At 36.6% G+C, this 18984-nt stretch carries 18 protein-coding genes; 2 read left to right on the forward strand and 16 right to left on the reverse strand.

Annotated features, from left to right (window positions below; translation table 11 throughout):
- Positions 1-7: 7 nt before the first annotated feature.
- Positions 8-655 carry an AlbA family DNA-binding domain-containing protein gene (locus tag ACKPCA_RS02640; protein ID WP_321281211.1) on the reverse strand — a complete coding sequence of 216 codons (648 nt, stop codon included), beginning with the start codon at positions 653-655 and terminating at the stop codon, positions 8-10.
- Positions 656-703: 48 nt separating this feature from the next.
- Positions 704-2524, reverse strand: a complete 1821-nt coding sequence (locus ACKPCA_RS02645) for a peptidase U32 family protein (protein ID WP_321281213.1) — start codon at positions 2522-2524, stop codon at positions 704-706.
- A gap of 184 nt (positions 2525-2708) precedes the next feature.
- Here ACKPCA_RS02645 and ACKPCA_RS02650 point away from each other — a divergent pair, with 184 nt between their 5' ends.
- Positions 2709-3791 carry an alkene reductase gene (locus ACKPCA_RS02650; protein ID WP_321281215.1) on the forward strand — a complete coding sequence of 361 codons (1083 nt, stop codon included), beginning with the start codon at positions 2709-2711 and terminating at the stop codon, positions 3789-3791.
- A 42-nt stretch (positions 3792-3833) separates the two neighbouring features.
- Here ACKPCA_RS02650 and ACKPCA_RS02655 read toward each other — a convergent pair whose 3' ends face one another.
- From ACKPCA_RS02655 to ACKPCA_RS02695, 9 genes are all read right to left on the reverse strand, one after another.
- Entirely contained in the window at positions 3834-4712 is an 879-nt protein-coding gene (locus ACKPCA_RS02655) for an aldose 1-epimerase family protein (RefSeq protein ID WP_321281217.1), read from the reverse strand.
- 410 nt (positions 4713-5122) lie between these two features.
- Positions 5123-5872, reverse strand: coding sequence for a tetratricopeptide repeat protein (locus ACKPCA_RS02660; RefSeq protein ID WP_321281219.1), 750 nt, complete (start codon positions 5870-5872; stop codon positions 5123-5125).
- Between the two features lie 15 nt (positions 5873-5887).
- Positions 5888-7693 carry a BatD family protein gene (locus tag ACKPCA_RS02665; RefSeq protein ID WP_054721989.1) on the reverse strand — a complete coding sequence of 602 codons (1806 nt, stop codon included), beginning with the start codon at positions 7691-7693 and terminating at the stop codon, positions 5888-5890.
- A gap of 107 nt (positions 7694-7800) precedes the next feature.
- On the reverse strand, positions 7801-8592 hold the full coding sequence (locus tag ACKPCA_RS02670) for a tetratricopeptide repeat protein (protein WP_321281221.1): 792 nt from the start codon (positions 8590-8592) through the stop codon (positions 7801-7803).
- Between the two features lie 20 nt (positions 8593-8612).
- Complete coding sequence (locus ACKPCA_RS02675; RefSeq protein ID WP_321281223.1) at positions 8613-9650, reverse strand: VWA domain-containing protein; 1038 nt, start codon at positions 9648-9650, stop codon at positions 8613-8615.
- 35 nt (positions 9651-9685) lie between these two features.
- Entirely contained in the window at positions 9686-10678 is a 993-nt protein-coding gene (locus tag ACKPCA_RS02680) for a vWA domain-containing protein (RefSeq protein ID WP_218186213.1), read from the reverse strand.
- A gap of 18 nt (positions 10679-10696) precedes the next feature.
- On the reverse strand, positions 10697-11719 hold the full coding sequence (locus tag ACKPCA_RS02685; protein ID WP_321281226.1) for a hypothetical protein: 1023 nt from the start codon (positions 11717-11719) through the stop codon (positions 10697-10699).
- Between the two features lie 19 nt (positions 11720-11738).
- A complete protein-coding gene (locus tag ACKPCA_RS02690; protein WP_321281228.1) occupies positions 11739-12611 on the reverse strand; it encodes a DUF58 domain-containing protein in 873 nt (290 codons plus the stop codon).
- A gap of 56 nt (positions 12612-12667) precedes the next feature.
- Positions 12668-13663 (reverse strand): AAA family ATPase, encoded by a 996-nt coding sequence (locus ACKPCA_RS02695; protein WP_054721996.1) that lies wholly within the window; start codon positions 13661-13663, stop codon positions 12668-12670.
- Between the two features lie 302 nt (positions 13664-13965).
- Here ACKPCA_RS02695 and truA point away from each other — a divergent pair, with 302 nt between their 5' ends.
- Positions 13966-14724, forward strand: a complete 759-nt coding sequence (gene truA, locus ACKPCA_RS02700) for a tRNA pseudouridine(38-40) synthase TruA (RefSeq protein ID WP_321281230.1) — start codon at positions 13966-13968, stop codon at positions 14722-14724.
- Positions 14725-14787: 63 nt separating this feature from the next.
- Here the strand turns inward: truA and ACKPCA_RS02705 are convergent, their stop codons facing one another.
- The 5 genes from ACKPCA_RS02705 to ACKPCA_RS02725 all read right to left on the reverse strand — a co-directional run bounded on the left by ACKPCA_RS02705 (position 14788) and on the right by ACKPCA_RS02725 (position 18954).
- Positions 14788-15816 (reverse strand): inorganic phosphate transporter, encoded by a 1029-nt coding sequence (locus tag ACKPCA_RS02705; RefSeq protein ID WP_321281231.1) that lies wholly within the window; start codon positions 15814-15816, stop codon positions 14788-14790.
- 121 nt (positions 15817-15937) lie between these two features.
- Positions 15938-16576: a response regulator transcription factor gene (locus tag ACKPCA_RS02710; RefSeq protein WP_321281232.1), complete on the reverse strand. Its 639-nt coding sequence runs from the start codon at positions 16574-16576 to the stop codon at positions 15938-15940.
- Positions 16573-17385, reverse strand: coding sequence for a sensor histidine kinase (locus ACKPCA_RS02715; RefSeq protein WP_321281234.1), 813 nt, complete (start codon positions 17383-17385; stop codon positions 16573-16575). Before ACKPCA_RS02715 ends, ACKPCA_RS02710 begins: the two co-directional genes overlap by 4 nt.
- Positions 17386-18244: 859 nt before the next feature.
- Complete coding sequence (locus tag ACKPCA_RS02720; RefSeq protein ID WP_321281235.1) at positions 18245-18565, reverse strand: hypothetical protein; 321 nt, start codon at positions 18563-18565, stop codon at positions 18245-18247.
- Positions 18562-18954 (reverse strand): DUF5958 family protein, encoded by a 393-nt coding sequence (locus ACKPCA_RS02725; RefSeq protein ID WP_321281236.1) that lies wholly within the window; start codon positions 18952-18954, stop codon positions 18562-18564. Before ACKPCA_RS02725 ends, ACKPCA_RS02720 begins: the two co-directional genes overlap by 4 nt.
- Positions 18955-18984 lie beyond the last annotated feature (30 nt).

Here is an 18984-nt window from a genome sequence, read left to right on the forward strand (position 1 = left end):
ATGTGCTTCAAATAGAATTGCTTTCTACCTGTTTCAATTTATAACTGGTTCCTTTTTCTTCAAAGTTGGGTTCTAAAACTTCCCAGCATATTAGTTTTACAAGAATTCGTTCCGCTTTATATCTGCTTATTTTTGCCAGTTTGCAGAATTTATTCAAGCTAATGTTTTCATTAATTTTTAGGTGTTCCAGCAGTACACTTTCAGTTTCGGTATATTCCAGGTAAGTTCCAGTTGGTTTCGATTTGCGTTTCCAAACCTCCAAAAGTATTCGATTAGCAAGTTTATTTTCATCATCTTTTCGGACATATGCCAGCCACTTTCCATTTTCATTTTGTGCATAGTGGGGCATATTACTTGATGGTTCTATTGTAATTTCGAGTACATTTTTGCCATGAACGGTCCAAACCTTACTTTCAAATTCGATTTTAGGTTTAGAATACATTTCAGCTGCAGCCTGAATCATATGAAACTCTTCATCAACCTTGGTTCCAGAAATTTTTCCATTGTCTTTAACACCAATAAGTAGTCTGCCTCCATCGGTATTGGCAAAGGCAGATAATGATTTGGCAATTTTTCGTGAATCGGTAATGCAAAATTTGAAATCTTGCTGTTGGTGTTCGCCTTCACGAATTAGTTTTTCTATATAGTGAACCATAATGTAAGACTTTAACGGTTCGTAATATTTGATAAATTAATGAAGTGATTATCCGAAAATAATCTTCATTTCGCAGCGTTGACAGTTGAATTCCAACTTGTAGCGATTTTTATTATCCACCAAAAACAATGCTTTGTTTTCCTTCTTTTCCGTTTTGGTAAGCTTTTGGCACATTCCAAACTCATGACGCAAACAATGCTTGGTAGTCATGATGGTTTTACCTGAATGATTTTTTTGTAGTTCGAATCCCTTTTCGATTTTTTCTACACCGCATTTATGATAGAACTCTTCAGCCTTACAATTCACCACATTTCCCATATAAGTTAATTCTTTTGCAGGATATTGTGGATGAGCTATAAGTAATCTGCTTTCTTCCTGTTTTGCAGTTTCTATTCTAGTCTGAGTCAATTGATCCAAGCATTGTCTGCGGAGATCATTTAACCTCTTGGCTTGGACAAAAGGAACTCTATCAAAGTTGATTTCGATATTGTTGATTTCAAAGATAGAATCGCCACTTTTTTGAAGTTGCTTTTTGATATTGCTTAAAGCCAATTCCTCATTTTTTGCACTTTCAAAATCCTCCTGAATTTGTATGTTTGCTGAGATTTCATCTTCATCTATAGCGGTAAGATTAACACATCCATCGAAAATATCCAGATAGAATTCTACGCCAATTTTTCTAATGGCATTGTCCTTTTTCAAAAGCTTAGCAAATTCATGATCGTTGTTACGAAACAAGCTAGCTCCTCTTTGGAGCATGCTCATATCATTGGGAAATATTTTGTTCCCCTGAACGCCATTCACCTGAAATCCTTTTAAAAGCTTGTTTTTATTGAAGAAACAAAGTCCATCACCATTGTTTAGCTTAAATTTACTATCAACAACAATATGATCTTTTTTCACTTCTCGGATTTTCCCAATTTCTTTACCCATTGATTTTGGCGTATGGAAATTGGCAATCTCAGGAATTCTTCCCGTAAAAAAATAAGGTGTATAGCCGCGATTAAAAGTAACATCAGGATCAGGTTTAAAACCAGGTTTTATTGTTCCCGATGAAGCTTTTTCAAACTCCCTTTTCTTATTGAATATTTTATCCAAAGATTGTCGATAGTAACTCGTAACATTCTTTAGGTATGAACTATCCTTTAATCTGCCTTCTATTTTTAAAGAACAAACTCCAGCATCTACAATTTCACTTAAATGATCAGACAAATTCAGATCCTTTAGAGACAGAAGGTGTTTATCCTTAGCGATTACCTTTCCTTCATCATCAACCAAATCATATTTCATACGACAAGCCTGACTACACTCTCCGCGATTTGCTGAACGTCCGCCGATAGCATGAGAGAAATAGCATTGTCCACTTAGCGAAACACAAAGGGCTCCATGAATAAAATACTCCAACTCTACACTTGTATTTTTTCTGATATTTTTAATCTCTTCAAGAGATAATTCTCTTGCAAGAATGATTCTTTTGAATCCAACTTTCTCTAAAAATTGAATTCTATCTAAATCGTAGTTGTGAGTTTGGGTACTGGCATGCAATTCGATAGGAGGTAAATTCATTTCCAATATTCCCATATCCTGAACAATTAGAGCATCAGCACCCATTTCATGCAGCTTATGAATTAGCTTTTCTGCCTCGTTTAATTCATGATCGTACAGAATGGTATTCATGGTAATAAATACTTTAGCCCAGTATTTATGAGCATATTGTATTAGTTTACCAATATCTTCCAAAGTATTTCCTGCAGCAGAGCGTGCTCCAAATTTGGGTGCTCCAATATATACGGCGTCAGCTCCATAATTTATAGCTGCTATTCCTGTTTCCAGGTTTTTAGCAGGAGCCAGTAGTTCAATTTTCTTCATGCTTATCGCTAATTTCAAACGAAGATACAAAGCAATGTTGAAAGCGCTTAGCAATCTTCGATCATATTTTAGTTTGGTAAATAAAAATATCTATTACCAATTCATTTTAAGATTTTTTAATGAACCTTATTTTTTGATTACTGTTCTTATTTATATCTTGTATAAATAAAAATAATAAAAGAATATGACTAAAAATACATTGCTAAGCAATTTCTCTATAGGAGATTTACAGCTGAAAAATAGAATGGTTATGGCTCCAATGACAAGAAATAGAGCTGGGGAAGGTAATGTCCCAACTGAATTAATGGCTGAATATTATAGACAACGATCTGGTGCAGGTTTAATCATTACCGAAGCAAGTCAAATTTCGCCTCAAGGAGTAGGATATCCAGCAACACCTGGGATACATTCCAAGGAACAGGTAGAAGGTTGGAAGCTGGTTACCAATGCAGTTCATGAGAAAGGTGGAAAGGTGTTTATTCAGTTGTGGCATGTGGGAAGAATTTCCCATTCGGATTTTCACAATGGACAATTGCCTGTGGCACCTTCTGCTATAAAAGCGGCCGGTCAAGCTTTTACCTACGAAGGATTAAAAGATTTTGAAACACCAAGAGCCCTTGAATTGGAGGAGATCAAATCAATTGTAACAGATTATAAAATTGCAGCAGAAAATGCAAAAGAGGCAGGTTTTGATGGAATTGAAATTCATGCCGCAAACGGATATTTAATTGATCAGTTTTTAACCGACAAAACCAATCATAGGAAGGATGAGTATGGCGATAGTATTGAAAATCGCGCTCGTTTTTTATTCGAAGTATTGGATGCGATTTGTGAGGTATGGGCAAATAATCGAGTAGGAGTCAGGTTATCGCCAAGTGGTTTATTTAATGATATGGGTGATTCTGATCCAAGTAGCTTGTTTACTTATGTAATAAAGAAGCTTAATAGATACAAGCTGGCTTATTTGCATTTAATTGAGCCGTTGATGCCAATTGATGAACATCCACAGTTGGTTAAGGATGTAGCATCCGAGTTTGGCAAGTTGTACCAGGGAATTAGAATGGTAAATGGTGGATTTTCAAAAGATAGTGGAAATAAAGCCATTGAAAGGAATATTGCCGAATTGGTTTCTTTTGGAGTTCAATATTTGGCAAATCCGGATCTGGAAAAGAGATTTGAATTGGATGCAGAATTAAATTTTCCGAACCAGGATACTTTTTATGGAGGGAATGAGGTTGGATATACAGATTATCCGTGTATGAAATAGAAATAAATTAGCGGCAGTTCAAATTTGAACTGCCGCTTTATTTTAGGCCTTAATCTCAATAGAATATTCTGCTGAGAAATTCTTTCCTGGTTTTAACTTTTGTAACAATTCCTTGCTTGAAAATTCTCTGTTGGTATCAGCATTGTCTGCAATTCCAATCCAAGGTTCAATGCACACATATGGAGCATGTGGTTTTGCCCACAGTCCCAGATAAGGAAAATCATCAAAGCGCACTTTCAATTCAAAATCTGATTTTTTGCACTTCAAGCTAATTGCTGAAGATTTTAAATTTTTCAATATTAAGGCATCATTGGCGAAAATCTCTGGATGAAGATTAATGGTGTTTGAATTGTTTAAAATTGATTTGCCTTCAGATCCAATTAAACCACCATCTGCCAAATTCCAGGTGTTTAGCGTTTCACTTTGCTCAAACTCCAAATAGTAATCGCTGTACTCTTCACCATCTTTCAATTGACAATTGAAGGCTGGATGTCCACCCAGATTGAATAGCATTTCATTGCTTCCGGTATTGGTAATCTCATGAACGACATTCAACTTGTTTGATTCCAGAATGAAGTGAATCTTGAACTCGAATTCGAAAGGATAAACTTTTCTTGTGTTTTCATTCGAAGTTAGAATGAAAGTCAAGGAATTTTCCCTTTGTTCAAATAGTTTTACATCGGTATTGTTGCGAACAAATCCATGTTTAGGCATGGCATATTCTTTACCTTCATGAATAAATGCATTTTCTTTTAGGCATCCGATAATTGGAAACAGGTTAGGAGCATGGCTTCCCCAAATATCAGGATTGGCTTGCCAAATGTATTCAGTTCCATTTTCAATGGATTGTATGCTGCATAGTTCGGCTCCCTTTTCAAGAATCGAAACTTTTAAACGATTGTTTTGTATAGTGTAAATCATGAGTTTGTATTTATTAGAATAGATCTAAAGCTATTCATTAGGCTTGTTTGATTTGTTATAGATTTTGAAATTTTAATTGATAGTAGTTACTAAATGATAACGCATCAAAAAAATTGTTTTTCGGCCTTTTATCAAATGATAAAACATCAAAAAAGGAATTATTTATGCTATTATTAAATGATAATCGATCAAAAAAGCAATTTTTCAGTTCTTTATTAAATGATAATTGGGCAAAAAATCAATTTTTTGGTCTTTTATCAAATGATAATTCGAAAAAATGAAATTTCGTTTTTATCAAATGATAATTTGAAAAGCTCGTCTCACTCAATTATAAAAATGACTCTCTCATCATTTTTATAAAAAAATAGCTGCTAGTAAAACTAACAGCTAATATTATAAATTGAAAACTTCTATATCATTTCAATGTCTTCTTTCTTTAGCCAGCCTTCGTTTCCATCGCTTAACTGAATATTTCTCCAATCGCCCAACTGATCGATTACTTTAACTTTGGTTCCTTCGTGTAAAAGGAACAGTTCTGTACCGCTCACATCTGGAGAACCTTTAATGGTAACGCTAGGGCTAAAGATGATTGCGTACTCACGATTTGTAATTTCATTGGTTCGGGTCGATGCAAAAGAGTAACTAACAATGCTTAGTAATAAACTGATTCCTGCGAAAAAGAATCCTAGCTTTTTTAGTCCAACCTTATTGCTGTACAAGTAGAAACATGCAAATACTAAGCACAAAAAGAACAATCCGATGGACAGGTATGACCATAAATCTGCCGAGAAGGCATTTCTTATTCCAGAAAACCATCTTTTAATGAATAATTCTGGTAATACTTCAAGTTTGTCTAAAACATGAGCTTGAGCCATTTTTAAATTGTACTCCACATCATTGTCTTCAGGGGCAAGAAGTTTAGCTCGCTCATAGTTTAAAATTGCAGGAGCTATTTGTCCTGTTTTGTAATATGAATTGGCAAGATTAAAGTAAATCTCTGGAGCTTCGATATGGGTTTCCAATACGAACTCATATGATTTAATAGCCTTTTCATACTCACCTTTTTGGTAAAAATCGTTTGCTTCACGAATAGGAGTATCCTGTGCCTGAGCAGCAGAAACAAATAGCAAAGCAATAAGGATATATAATAATTTCTTCATTTCTATTCGATTTTACTAGATGCTCTTTTCTAATTTGGTTATGGTATCCATTGTTTTCTTGTACAATTCATCCATTTCAGAGGATCCCGTAGAAGGAGCGTAGCGTGCGAACTCACATGTATTCAAAATGTTCAGAAAGTCTTGAATCAGTTCATCATCCACATTCTTTCCTTGCAGAATTTCAGTAATGTTTTCCTTGTTCAAATCAGCCAATGGAAGGTTCAACTTATCTGAAGTATAACCCCAAAGAGCTTTCAATATTTCATCGTAGAATTCTTCTTTCTTCTGCGCTTTTAGACTTGTCGAAGCAGCTTTTAATCTCTTCATGGCAACTCTGTTGGCACGTTTGTTTTTAACACGAGCAAGGTCAGCATTCTCCTTAATTCGTTTTCTGTTGAAAACAAAAGCAAGAATGAATACCAAAAATGGAATCAGGTAGGCAAGATAGAAATTGGTTGTACCAAAAAATACCTCACCTTTCAATCTCGGTACAAAATCGTTGGTTTTGATAAAACGGATGTCTTTACCAATAAATTTCACATCTTCTTTTGAGAAAGAGCTGATAACAGCACTGGTCGCATCGCCACTTCCTTTTCCAACTTTGATATTGAATTTTGGAGTTGATCGTGTACGGTAAATTCCTGCTTTTGGATCAAAGAAACTAAAGTCTACAGGAGGAATTTCATAATCCCCGGCATGACGAGGAATAATCAAATACTCAAAGGTTGTTGAACCGGTCATTCCTTTTGCAGTGCTCTTTAAATCCTGATTGGTTTTAGGATCATAAACCTCAAAATCTGCAGGAAAATCAAATTCCGGTGGATTAATTAGTTTCAAGTTACCATTCCCCGAAATATTAACTTTTAGGGTGATCGCATCATTAGCTTGAAGAGAGTCTTTGTCAATAGTTGCTGACATTCTAAAGCTACCAACTGCACCATCAAAACTTGCTGGTTTGTTGGCAGGAAACTCTTTCACGCGAATGGTAACCGGCTTACTTTTTCTTGGAACTCGAATGTCCTGATAGTTATCAAAGAAATCATCAAAGAATCCTCTGTTACCACTGGATCTGCTTTGACGAATGATACATTCCAATTCAAATGGATCTATGGTAATGTTTCCTGTATGCTGAGGGAACAGAATCAATTTACGGATTACACCAGTATTGTAAATGGTGCCATTCACATTTTCTCTTTGCAGAGATATTTGTCCCGATGTTGGAATTTCTTGACTCAGAAATCCGTTGAACGATGGAAATTTCGAGTCGCCAAATCCAGCAATGTTTAAACGAGTATAAACCTTAATGGTAGCAACAACATGTTCGCCCATATAAACGTTCTTTCGATCCACATCAACCTTTACAAACAAATTGGCCTGTGTAATTTTATTGGCAGCTGCCTGTGAAGATTGATTGCTTTGATTGTTTTGAGGTTTTTCGTTGGCTTTAACCACCTCAATACTCACCGAATTGGAACTAAAGTCATAGCCTTTTACTTTAATTTTGGCTGGGTTTACAGTAAATTTCCCTTCTTTTTCGGCCAATAATACGTATGTGTAAGTATACGTAGTTGACGAACTCCATTTCCCATTAATGTATTGTGAGCTGGAGTTACGAGAAGTCGAAGGTCCCATTAAAACTCTAAAACCGGATAAAGAAGGCAACTGAATGTCTTTGGCTTTTTCGTTTACCGTATAAACCAATCGAAATTGCTCGCCCACTTCAACCACTCGGGGTGCTGTAGCTGTAAATTTAACTTCTTCTGCTAAAGAAGCAGAAGTAATGAATAATGTTGCTAATAGTAAGAAAAATATTTTCTTCATCCGTAATATTCTGTTTTTCAGATGTGTTTGTTTTATTTTTTCTTGATGAAAAATCTCGCACAAATGTACTTATAAATCATCATTTAAGTTCAATATTGAACAAGCAATTACCAATCCTTTTTGATTTTGGTTTTTTTCGCTTTCATCGCTTGGGCTTTTGCTTTTTGTACTTTCTCCTGAACTTTTTTCTCATCGTTCTCTAAAGCTTCCAGCAAGCGTTTGGCATCATCTTTCGAGATTTTAGGTTGTTGCTGTTGTTGTTTTTCCTTGTCTTTATCCTTATCTCCTTTGTCTTGTTGATCTTTATTTTTATTCTGGTCCTTCTTGTCCTGATCTTTTTTGTCTTGATCTTTCTTATCCTGGTCCTTTTTATCTTGATCCTTCTTGTCCTGGTCTTTTTTGTCCTGATCTTTCTGATCCTTATTTTGATCTTTATTCTGATCTTGTTTTTTCTGCTGCTCTTCCTGTTTCTTTTTCATTTGGCGAGCATATTCCAGGTTGTATTTGGTTTCCGGGGAATTTGGATTGTAACGCAAAGATTGTTTATAAGCTTCAATACTTTCATCAATCTTTTTATTTTCCAAAAGTGTGTTTCCCATATTGTGAAACAGGTGACCTAGCTTTTCAGGATTCTTTTCATTAACAGCCAAAGTTTGGAACTGTTTTAGAGCTTCTTCGTATTTTTTTTGCTTGTACAATGCATCACCCAAATTGAATCCTGCCTCATAAGAATTGATTTTCTTATCCAAAGCTTTACGGTATTCAACTTCCGAATTTTCAAATTTCTCTCCCTCGAAAAGTTCATTCCCCGAGCGAATAAACTTTCTTTCCTTTTGGGCTACTGCCTCCATGCTTAGAAGACAAATCAAGCTAATGAATATCAATAATACTTTTTTCATAAGTGAGGATTTGTATCGTTCTACTTCGATGGATTAAATAAATTAATGTCTTTTAAATGACGATTCTTACGTTCCAAAACAAGGAATTCAATGAATAAAAGCAACAAACCGATGGCCAAAAATATCTGAAACTTCTCATCGTAAGCAGTATACACTTTAGCTTCCAATTCTGTTTTATCCATTTTATTGATTTCTTTAAATAGAACGTTTAAACCAGTGGTTGTGTTGTTCGCAATAACTGCTTTTCCACCTCCTGCAGTTGCAATTTCCTCAACCATTTGCTGATCCAGTTTTGAAATCACTATGTTTCCTTCGTCGTCTCGTCTGAAATCACTGGAACCAGCCCCCAATGGAATAGGAGCACCCTCAGGCGAACCCATTGCAATGGTATGAACTGCAATTCCCATTTCCTTAGCCATGTTAGCTGCCTGTACAGCATCATCTTCATGGTTTTCACCGTCAGTAATCACAATAATGGCTTTACTGGCTTCGCTATCCGGAGTAAAACTTCGGGTTGCCAGTGTAATTGCAGAACCAATAGCTGTTCCCTGAATTGGAACAATATCAGTACTAATGGAAGACAAGAACAGTTTGGCTGAAGCGTAATCCGTTGTAATTGGCAATTGAGTATAGGCTTCACCTGCAAAAACAATCAGGCCAACTTTATCGTTGTTTAGTTTGTCAACCATTTTCGAAATGGCACGTTTAGCACGCTCCAAACGATTGGGCTGAATGTCTTGTGCCATCATCGAGTTGGAAACATCCAATGCAATGATTACCTCAACACCTTTTCTTTTTATTTTCTGAAGCTTTGACCCAAATTGTGGACCTGCCACACCAATAATGATAAAGCTTAAAGCCAATATCAAAATTGAAAATTTGTAAACAGGCCTGGTAAATGATGCATAAGGCATCAAATTAGCGATGATGTTCATCTCGCCAAATTTTTGTAAAGCTTTTTTCTTAATTACATGGCTTACCCAGTACAACACCACCAATATTGGTATGAGTACGAATAAGTATAGAAATTCAGGATGATCGAAACGAAACTGATCCATTTATCAATGATTTTCGGTTTATCAAATAATTACAATTAAGGAATGTTCCTTAATACTGAATTGCGTAATGCAATCTCTAACAGTAAAAACAATGCGCCAAACATCGCAAAGATTAAGAACTCTTCACTTTTGGTGCTGTATTGTTTTACTTCAATTTTACTTTTCTCAAGCTTATCAATTTCAGCATAAATTGCCTTTAACTTGTTGTTGTCTGTTGCACGGAAATATTGTCCACCAGTCATTTCTGCAATTTCTTTCAGAACAGATTCATCAAACTTAACCGGCATGTTTCTCATGCTGATACCAAAAGCCGTTTGCACAGGGTAGGGAGCCATTCCTCTGGTCCCAATCCCAATGGTGTACACACGAATGCCAAATGATTTGGCCAGCTCAGCAGCTGTTAAAGGTGCAATTTCACCTCGATTGTTATCACCATCGGTAAGTAGGATTACCACTCTCGATTTAGCTTCACTGTCCTTTAATCGGTTCACCGCATTTGCCAAACCCAAACCAATGGCAGTACCATCTTCAATCATACCACTTTGGATATCCTTGAACAGATTAATCAATACTGCATGATCGGTAGTTAGCGGACATTGCGTAAAACTTTCTCCACTAAAAATAACCAAGCCAATTTTATCCTCAGGGCGACCTGTAATAAATTGTGTTGCTACATCTTTGGCAGCTTCCAGACGATCTGGCTCAAAATCACGAGCCAACATACTACTCGAAATATCCAAAGACATTACAATGTCGATCCCTTCGGTAATGGTATCCTGAAATTTATTGCTCGACTGCGGACGAGCCAGCGCTATAACGATAAATGCTATTGCCAAAACACGAAACACAATCAGCGCATGACGCAAATAGTATTTGTAAGTTTTAGGAGCAGCATTAAAACTTTTTACAGTTGAAACCTGAATACTTGCATGAGCATTTTTGTCCTTCAGAATGTACCATGTAATTAATGGCAGCAGAAGCAACAAAAGGTAGAAATATTCCGGATTTGCAAATTCTATAGAACTCATAGTCTATTGTTTCAATGTTTACTTGTTATCCTCAGATTTATCTTCTTGTTCCGATTCTTCCTCTTTTTTCTCCTCTTCCTTTTCTACCAAAATGGTTGATTCAATGATTTGGTAGGCATATTTCAAACTTTGTTCGTTTTCGTTTGGAAGAGGTTGGAATTTGGCGAATTTGGCCAAATCGGCACGTTCAAGAATCTCTCTAAGATTCGCATGCCACTTGTTGTTTACTTCAACCGATTTAACTGCCTGAAGAATTTCATCAGTAGTCGACTCTTGAGTAGACATGTTATATCTTTCATCAAGATAAGTTCTAATGGTATCCGTTAAATCTGAGTGGAACTGTTTTACTTTTCCTCCTTGCCACAACTTTTGCTGTTTGATCTCATCCAATTTCTTCAGCGCAATAACATGAGCAGGTTCAATTGGTTTCGATATAGCAAATAAAGGTTCATCTTTCTGTCGGAATCTGAAATACCAGATTAGGAATACAATTAGTGCAAGTACCAGTAATCCTCCCAATAGCCAAGGAGCAATTTCTGCAAATGATACTGGCGTTTGAATCGGCATAACAATGTCGAAATTTCCTTTTGTTGTATCAATTTGCATGGTTTTAACGCCTAACAACAAGGTATCGGTACGTAAAATGGTATTTACATTGTCGTACACTTGAAATTCGAAAGGTTTTAACTTGTATACTCCGCCATCGAATGAGGTAATGGTATAATTCTTATTCACCTTAATTACGCCATTGTCAAGAGCAGTTGTATCCTGAGGAGTTTGCTTAATAATTTCAACTCCATTTACAATGCTATCGGAAAAAACAGGGAAGCCAATTTTAAGCTCCTTTGGTTGCTCAACCGATAATTGCAAATTAATCTGATCTCCAATTACAATTACATTGGTATCCAGTTTTACTCCGTAATTGATTCCTCCATCGTTTTGTGCAAACGAATTGTGTGAGAATAATACCGAAGCAAATACCAATGTAAAAGCAAAAGCTTTTGTCAGGAAGTTAATATGTTTTTTTATTTGATTTGCCATAGTTCTCAGTTACCTGATTTTAGTGTCCTCTACGTTGGAATAAGTTGATCAGTGATCTTACGTAATCCTGATCGGTTCTGATGTTAGCCACATCAACTCCCGAACGCTTAAAAACTTCGGTGGTATTTTCTTCTTGCTTGCGCCACCACCCGGCATATTTTTCACGAACTTTTTTGTTCGATGTATCTACCCAGGAGTATTCTCCTGTTTCGGCATCTTTAATTTTAATCAAGCCAATGGAAGGAAGTTCCGTTTCGCGTTGATCGTAAATTTTAAGTGCCACCACATCGTGTTTTTTGTTCGCAATGGTCAAAGCATTTTCATAATCCTTATCATCGATAAAGTCTGATATCACGAAAGTGGTACAACGCTTTTTAATGGCATTGGTCAAATATCGCAATGCATTGCTGATATCAGTACTTCGGTGTTCAGGTTGAAAATCGATTAACTCACGAATAATTCTCAGGATATGAGTTTTCCCCTTTTTAGGAGGGATAAATTTCTCGATGGTATCCGAAAAGAAAATCACCCCAATTTTATCGTTGTTTTGGATTGCAGAGAATGCCAAAACAGCGGCAATTTCGGTAATCTGATTCTTCTTCAGTTTCGACATGGTACCAAACTCACGGCTACCACTCACGTCAATCATCAACATTACGGTAAGCTCACGTTCCTCTTCGAACAGCTTTACGTATGGATTGTTGTAGCGCGCGGTAACATTCCAGTCGATGTTTCGGATATCGTCACCATACTGATATTCGCGAACCTCAGCGAAAGTCATTCCTCGACCTTTAAACGCAGAGTGATACTCACCCGCAAAAATATTGCGGGAAAGACCTCTGGTTTTGATCTCAATTTGCCTTACGCGTTTTAATAATTCACTAGTCTCCATAGTTCAATTAAGAATGAATAATTATTAATTAACAATTACTAATTGATAATTGCTTGCTACGGTACTTCAACAGTATTTAGAATTTCGCTAATGATATTTTCGCTGGTAATGTTATTTGCTTCTGCTTCGTAAGTCAATCCAATTCTGTGGCGCAACACATCGTGAGCTACAGCACGAATGTCTTCAGGAATTACATATCCTCTACGCTTGATAAAAGCATAGGCTTTTGCTGCAGATGCCAAAGAGATACTTGCACGAGGCGATCCACCAAATGCAATCATTTCGTTGTATTTTTCCAATCCGTAATCACCAGGGAAACGAGTTGCGAAAATGATATCAACAATATATTTTTCAATCTTTTCATCCATGTAAACATCCTTAACCACATCTCGTGCTTTAATGATATCTTCTGGTTTTAAGATTTGTGATGCTTTAGGAAATGCCTTCAAAAGATTCTGACGCATGATTAACTGCTCTTCCTCTTTTTTAGGATAATTGATAACAACCTTTAGCATGAAACGGTCAACCTGTGCTTCAGGAAGCGGGTAGGTACCTTCTTGCTCAATCGGGTTCTGAGTTGCCATTACCAAGAATGGTTCTTCCAGTTTATAAGTAGTGTCGCCAATGGTAATCTGACGTTCTTGCATAGCCTCCAATAAAGCAGCCTGTACTTTTGCAGGAGCACGGTTGATCTCATCGGCAAGAATGAAGTTGGCAAAGATAGGTCCTTTTTTCACCACGAACTCCTCTTTCTTCTGGCTGTAGATCATTGTACCCAATAAATCGGCAGGCAAAAGGTCCGGAGTAAACTGAATACGGCTAAAGTCCGCATCGATAGTAGTTGAAAGTGTGTTAATGGCAAGTGTTTTTGCCAAACCAGGAACCCCTTCCAATAGAATGTGACCATTGGAAAGCATACCAATTAAAAGGCTTTCAACAAGGTGTTTCTGTCCAACAATAACTTTGTTCATCTCCATAGAAATCATATCCACAAAAGAACTTTCTCTTTGGATACGCTCATTTAGCTCTTTGATATCAACTGTTTGGATCATAGAAATATTAATTTGTTTACTTTAATTTTGACATAAAATGTTCCGGTTTCCCGAAAAACCTCTACAAAGATAAATTTTTGATGATTTTATAAAAGTTTGAGGCCGTTAAAAAGTGTTAACGTTTTGAATGCTTCAAGACTTAAATCCCAAATTGCAATTCGCAAAACCCAAGGATAAAGGATAAAGGATAAAGGATAAAGGAGCTGAATGCTTTTTGCTCTGCAAGACTCTTCGACTATTGAACTGTTGGACTTTTGTTCTTTTTACTATTTTTGTCCCAGATTAAAGAAAAACTCTACGATTTGAACAAACGATATTTTATCAGGTTAAGCTATAAAGGCACAAATTATCATGGATGGCAGATTCAACCTAATGCAATTACAGTGCAGGAGGTGTTGAATAAGGCGCTATCTACCATTTTAAATTGTGAAATTAATGTGGTGGGTTGTGGTAGAACCGATACAGGGGTTCATGCCAGTGATTTTTATGCACATTTTGATGTGGATGAGCAAGTGACTTTTGATTGCGATAAATTAAGCTTTCGTTTGAATCGTTTTTTGCCTCACGATATTGCCATTAAGCAAACTTTTCAGGTGAGGGAAGAGGCACATACACGTTTTGATGCTACCGCCAGAACCTATCATTACTTTATCACCAAAGAGAAGAATCCTTTTCGATTGGAATCGCACTGGAAGCTAACTTACGAATTGGATGTGCAAAAAATGAACGAGGCGGCTAAAATTCTGTTCGAATTTGAAGATTTTACCAGCTTTAGCAAGCTGCACACCGATGTGAAAACCAATAACTGCAAAATTTACCAGGCAGAATGGAAGGATAATGGCGATGAGTTGGTGTTTACCGTTAAGGCCGATCGTTTCCTTCGCAATATGGTTCGTGCCATCGTAGGTACTTTGGTTGAGGTAGGCCGAGGAAAAATGAACATGGAGGAGTTCCGCAAGGTAATTGAAAGCAAGAACCGATCGAATGCAGGTTCATCGGTTCCCGGTCATGGATTGTTTTTGGCTGAAATTGATTATCCCGAATCCATTAGAGATTTGTAGCTGGAAAAGAAAACTTGCAGATCATTCTCCTCAAATGAGGAGAGCTAAATTGTAAGGTACATTTTATTGAATGTGAAGTAATCCGGAATGATCGATCAAATAGGTGAAAAACAGGGATAGTAAGAATGCGATAATTGGAGCGATGATCCACATGATAAAAAAACGATCGACTTCAGTTTTTTTGAATATGTTACGAAAACCTAGTTTGGCAACTCCAATACCGATTATTGCTCCAACGTTCAGCTGAACCAAAGAGGTGGGTATCCCTTTTATTAAGGATGCACCAAGAAGAAGACTGGCCGAAATGAATGCAATAATTACAGCTTCTATTTTGCCAAACAGAACAATTTGCTTTCCTGTATTTTGAACAATTTTATCTCCAAATATGGAACTGCCAATACTAAAACTTGGCGCTACAATTAGTGTAGCAAGTATTAACACTTGTAGATATTGATTTTTTGCAACATTAAGCTCGATACACGCCATGGATGAAAGGGGACCTGCTGCATTGGCAACATTGTTTGTTCCTATTGAAAAAGCAACATACATCGACATTGCAAGGATCAAACCTTTTAAAATATAGCTGTTATTTATTTTTTTGGAGATGGTATAACCCCGTTTTCGAATGGGCCTGTAGATGTATTTCCCGGCCATGTATGCCAGTGCAAAAGAGAGCAGTGGCATAACAAACCATGTTGGAATGATTTCAAACAGTAGTTTGTCTGAATTTAAGGAATCGAAATACAAAGCAGGTGCGGTAACCGCCATAACGGTTGCCTGACTGGTAGATTGTGGGATTCCAAATAGATTGGCAATGAGCAATGAAAAAGCTACTGAGAGCAAAATAATGGATACAATCGAAAAGCTCATCAGTTCGGGACTAAGCAAACCTTTTCCAATGGTTTTAGCCGTTTCTTTGCCTCCTATAATTGCACCAAGAAATACCATTAAGCCGAATAAACCGGGAATTAAATTCTTTTTGATGACATTAGCTCCGTAGGCAGCCGAAAACGCAGGAGCAGTACCACTTCCTCCCATGGTAATGGATAAAAAAATTGCAATGACAAATGGTATTAAAAATGGAATTAACATAGAATGAATATTTTGATTTTATAGAAAACAAAAATATCATCCGATAATTGGGAATGGAACAGTTCTTAAGCGTAATGTTGTAGGTATATGTGCGTATTTTAGCTTGAACCTGGCTAATTAATTACACTTCGAAAATGTGATGCTTGATGGCGTAAACAACAAGAGAGGCTGTGTTTTTTGATTGAGTTTTTAAGAGTAAGTTTTCGCGATGTTTGTCAACGGTGCGTTTGCTTATGCATAATTGGTTTGCAATTTCGTGGTTGGATAGCCCTTTACAGATATTATAAAGAATCTCTATTTCTCTTTGGGTAAGATCAGATTTGTTGTTGTATTTATGACTCAGGTTTTTAAAGATGCTTTCGAGAATTTCAGTGGAGAAAAAGCTATTGTCGTTGATTACCGCTTCAATGGCTTGTTGAACCTCTTCGAATTTGGAGTTTTTAAGCAGGAAAGCTTTTGCACCTGCATTAATCATTTCCGAATAATAGTTCTCATTGGCGTGCATCGAAAGGGCAATGATTTTTGTATTGGGGTATTTTTTGCATACCTCTTTGCTTGATTCAATTCCATTCATTACAGGCATTTCGATATCCATTAAAACAATATCAGCATACCAATCCGATAAAAGTGTCATTAAATCCTTTCCATTGCCAGCTTCTTTGATTTCACAATTTTCCATTTGCTGTTCAAGAAGAAACTTTAATCCTTCTCTGAATAGTTCATGATCGTCGACTACAGCAATTTTTAGTACTGATTTCATTTTTCAGGAATTTCAATTTTCACATAACAACCTCTGTGTTGTTTATTATTCATCTGAACAGTGCCATTTAATGATCGAACCCTCGATTTGATATTCGAGATACCCATCCCTTCCGTGTTATCCTGTAAAGGAGAATAAGCCTTACCATTATCAGTATAAATTAACTGCAATTTGTGTTGGTATTGTAAAAGAGATATGTCAATTTTAGAGGCATTGGCATGTTTTATTGTGTTGGTTATTAACTCTCCAATAACCCTGTAAATCACAATTTCCATATTATAATCACCCTTTGCATGATTCAATTTCAAATTTAGAGATATCTGAATCTGTTCGGGTAGATGTATGCCGTCAATGAATGTTTTAATGGCCTTTTCCAATCCGAATCGCTCAAGAATGTGGGGGCTTAATTTGTTCGATAGCTCTTTAATCGAAAGAATGGCTTCATTGGTAGCATGGTCGACTTTTTGCAGTAGTTCTGCGTTTTTTGGATGAACCATGCTATTGTTTATGGCAGAAACAGTCATCTTAATGCTCGATAAAATTGGACCTAAACCATCGTGCAGCTCTTTTGCAAAAATCTGACGTTCGTTCTCCTCTGTTTTAATCACTGCATTTAATATTTTGGCTTCACTATCTTTTCGAAGTTTATTAATTTGATCCTGAAGCTGAAAAATTCTTCGGATGTAGAACGCGCCAAAGAACATTAAAAGTGAAATAAAAACAGCAATCCAGTTGGCGAGCGTAAAAATATCGGTATTTGGAGGTGCGGTCCACAGCTGAACCAGTTCGATACATCGTCTGATCGCCATTAACAAAAACCCAGTGGATATTAGTATCCAGGAGCTGTTGAACTTTGTTTTAGGGATTAATTTTATTGTGATATAAAATGCCCCAAATTGTAATAGTACTGATATTATAAGTGCCACATGCAAAATCATGTTACAATATTAGGGATATTATTTATGAAAGGCTTACGTGAATAAACGTATAATTTCAATTGGAATATAAAAGTCTTCTTATACCAGTTAGCTTTCAATACTTGAATGGCTGACATGTGTAAAAGTTGTTTTCATTGAGATCAATTATCCTGAGTTTGTAAGACTCTTTTACATGGTTTTCTTGTTCCGCAAAGCCTTTTTGTTATTCCGTAACATTAGGTGATTGGTCCGTTCGTGAAAATCATCTTTCAGAACAGTATTTTACCCTTTCCGCTACAAAGGTGAGTATTTCCTTTATGCAAAGGAAGCAGTAATTTGGTGTGCGGAAGGGGTTCCCTCGTGTGCTGAAGAACCAAACTTGTGTGCTGAAGAACTTCCCCTGTGTGCGGAAGGGGTCCCCTTGTGTGCGGAAGGCTCACCTTTGCGTGCTGAAGAAGAAAATCGGCGTGCTGAAGGGGTACCTGGCTGTGCGGAAAGGGTACCTCGGTGTGCGGAAACCATTTCTTCGTGTGCGGAACAGGTTTTTAATGTTGCGGAAATAGGTATTGGGAATTAGTAAAAACAGACCTCATGATACAAATGAATGTTTGTTTTATTTTTTTAAATCAGCCTCTGCTACCGCACTATTCCTCTCGTGTGGTTCTGTTTAAAAAATGGAATGCGATAGAATCGCTCACCAGCAGTGGCTGACCCTGCTATGCGCTATAGCGGAGTGTCGTGGGTATGTGCTTTATATTTCAATTATTTCTGCTTCTCCAACCTTATTTCTTCCTTCATGAATCCACCAAATCCGACCGATTTGGATAAATCGCTCAATGTCACCATGTCTTAAAAATCGGACTGTAGTAATAATCGATTCCCCAGGAGTTAAAAACTCTTGTCCTTCAAAATTTACATCTCCGATATATGTTGCAATAAAGTCATTTGAATTTTCTTTATACTCAAATACATGATTAGGTCGATAGCCAGTAATAATCGGAGTTTTTCGAGCACCATTATCTGTTCGATAGAGCTTAAATTTTGCTTTTATTATAATCAAATCAGAATTCATAAGTCCTTAATATTATGCCAAAAATGAGTACATCCATTTTTACAATCAGTCTCTCGTCTATGCATATCTGCTGTTTTAAATATATTCAACATGATTACAAATGACTTCCTCAACTCAGAATCAGGCAAGTTCTCAATTTTATTCATTGCTATTTTAAAAGTCTGTGTTTTGAAAATTACCACAGGTGTCATTGTGTCATTAATAGGGGCAGTCTGAATCGCAGTAGAAATCATTTCGTCTGTTGGATGTGATTGTTCCGTGAATATAATTAACTTATCACGAATCTCTTTTTGCTTCGATAATTCAAAACTGTCAAACCATTCCATAATCTCGGAATCAGTCAGTTTATCTTGAGCGTATTTGTTTATATATATTTCTATCTCTGTCATTTTGCACGAAGCTCTTTTTGCATTACCCAC

It is taken from the genome of Marinifilum fragile, from assembly GCF_963677365.1.
Classification (GTDB): domain Bacteria; phylum Bacteroidota; class Bacteroidia; order Bacteroidales; family Marinifilaceae; genus Marinifilum; species Marinifilum fragile.

Excerpts from the sequence above, each read along its gene's own strand:
- ACKPCA_RS02640 (WP_321281211.1), bottom strand. The coding sequence starts at position 655 with ATGGTTCACTATATAGAAAAACTAATTCGTGAAGGCGAACACCAACAG.
- ACKPCA_RS02645 (WP_321281213.1), bottom strand. The coding sequence starts at position 2,524 with ATGAAGAAAATTGAACTACTGGCTCCTGCTAAAAACCTGGAAACAGGA.
- ACKPCA_RS02650 (WP_321281215.1), top strand. The coding sequence starts at position 2,709 with ATGACTAAAAATACATTGCTAAGCAATTTCTCTATAGGAGATTTACAG.
- ACKPCA_RS02655 (WP_321281217.1), bottom strand. The coding sequence starts at position 4,712 with ATGATTTACACTATACAAAACAATCGTTTAAAAGTTTCGATTCTTGAA.
- ACKPCA_RS02660 (WP_321281219.1), bottom strand. The coding sequence starts at position 5,872 with ATGAAGAAATTATTATATATCCTTATTGCTTTGCTATTTGTTTCTGCT.
- ACKPCA_RS02665 (WP_054721989.1), bottom strand. The coding sequence starts at position 7,693 with ATGAAGAAAATATTTTTCTTACTATTAGCAACATTATTCATTACTTCT.
- ACKPCA_RS02670 (WP_321281221.1), bottom strand. The coding sequence starts at position 8,592 with ATGAAAAAAGTATTATTGATATTCATTAGCTTGATTTGTCTTCTAAGC.
- ACKPCA_RS02675 (WP_321281223.1), bottom strand. The coding sequence starts at position 9,650 with ATGGATCAGTTTCGTTTCGATCATCCTGAATTTCTATACTTATTCGTA.
- ACKPCA_RS02680 (WP_218186213.1), bottom strand. The coding sequence starts at position 10,678 with ATGAGTTCTATAGAATTTGCAAATCCGGAATATTTCTACCTTTTGTTG.
- ACKPCA_RS02685 (WP_321281226.1), bottom strand. The coding sequence starts at position 11,719 with ATGGCAAATCAAATAAAAAAACATATTAACTTCCTGACAAAAGCTTTT.
- ACKPCA_RS02690 (WP_321281228.1), bottom strand. The coding sequence starts at position 12,611 with ATGGAGACTAGTGAATTATTAAAACGCGTAAGGCAAATTGAGATCAAA.
- ACKPCA_RS02695 (WP_054721996.1), bottom strand. The coding sequence starts at position 13,663 with ATGATCCAAACAGTTGATATCAAAGAGCTAAATGAGCGTATCCAAAGA.
- ACKPCA_RS02705 (WP_321281231.1), bottom strand. The coding sequence starts at position 15,816 with ATGTTAATTCCATTTTTAATACCATTTGTCATTGCAATTTTTTTATCC.
- ACKPCA_RS02710 (WP_321281232.1), bottom strand. The coding sequence starts at position 16,576 with ATGAAATCAGTACTAAAAATTGCTGTAGTCGACGATCATGAACTATTC.
- ACKPCA_RS02715 (WP_321281234.1), bottom strand. The coding sequence starts at position 17,385 with ATGGCGATCAGACGATGTATCGAACTGGTTCAGCTGTGGACCGCACCT.
- ACKPCA_RS02720 (WP_321281235.1), bottom strand. The coding sequence starts at position 18,565 with ATGAATTCTGATTTGATTATAATAAAAGCAAAATTTAAGCTCTATCGA.
- ACKPCA_RS02725 (WP_321281236.1), bottom strand. The coding sequence starts at position 18,954 with ATGACAGAGATAGAAATATATATAAACAAATACGCTCAAGATAAACTG.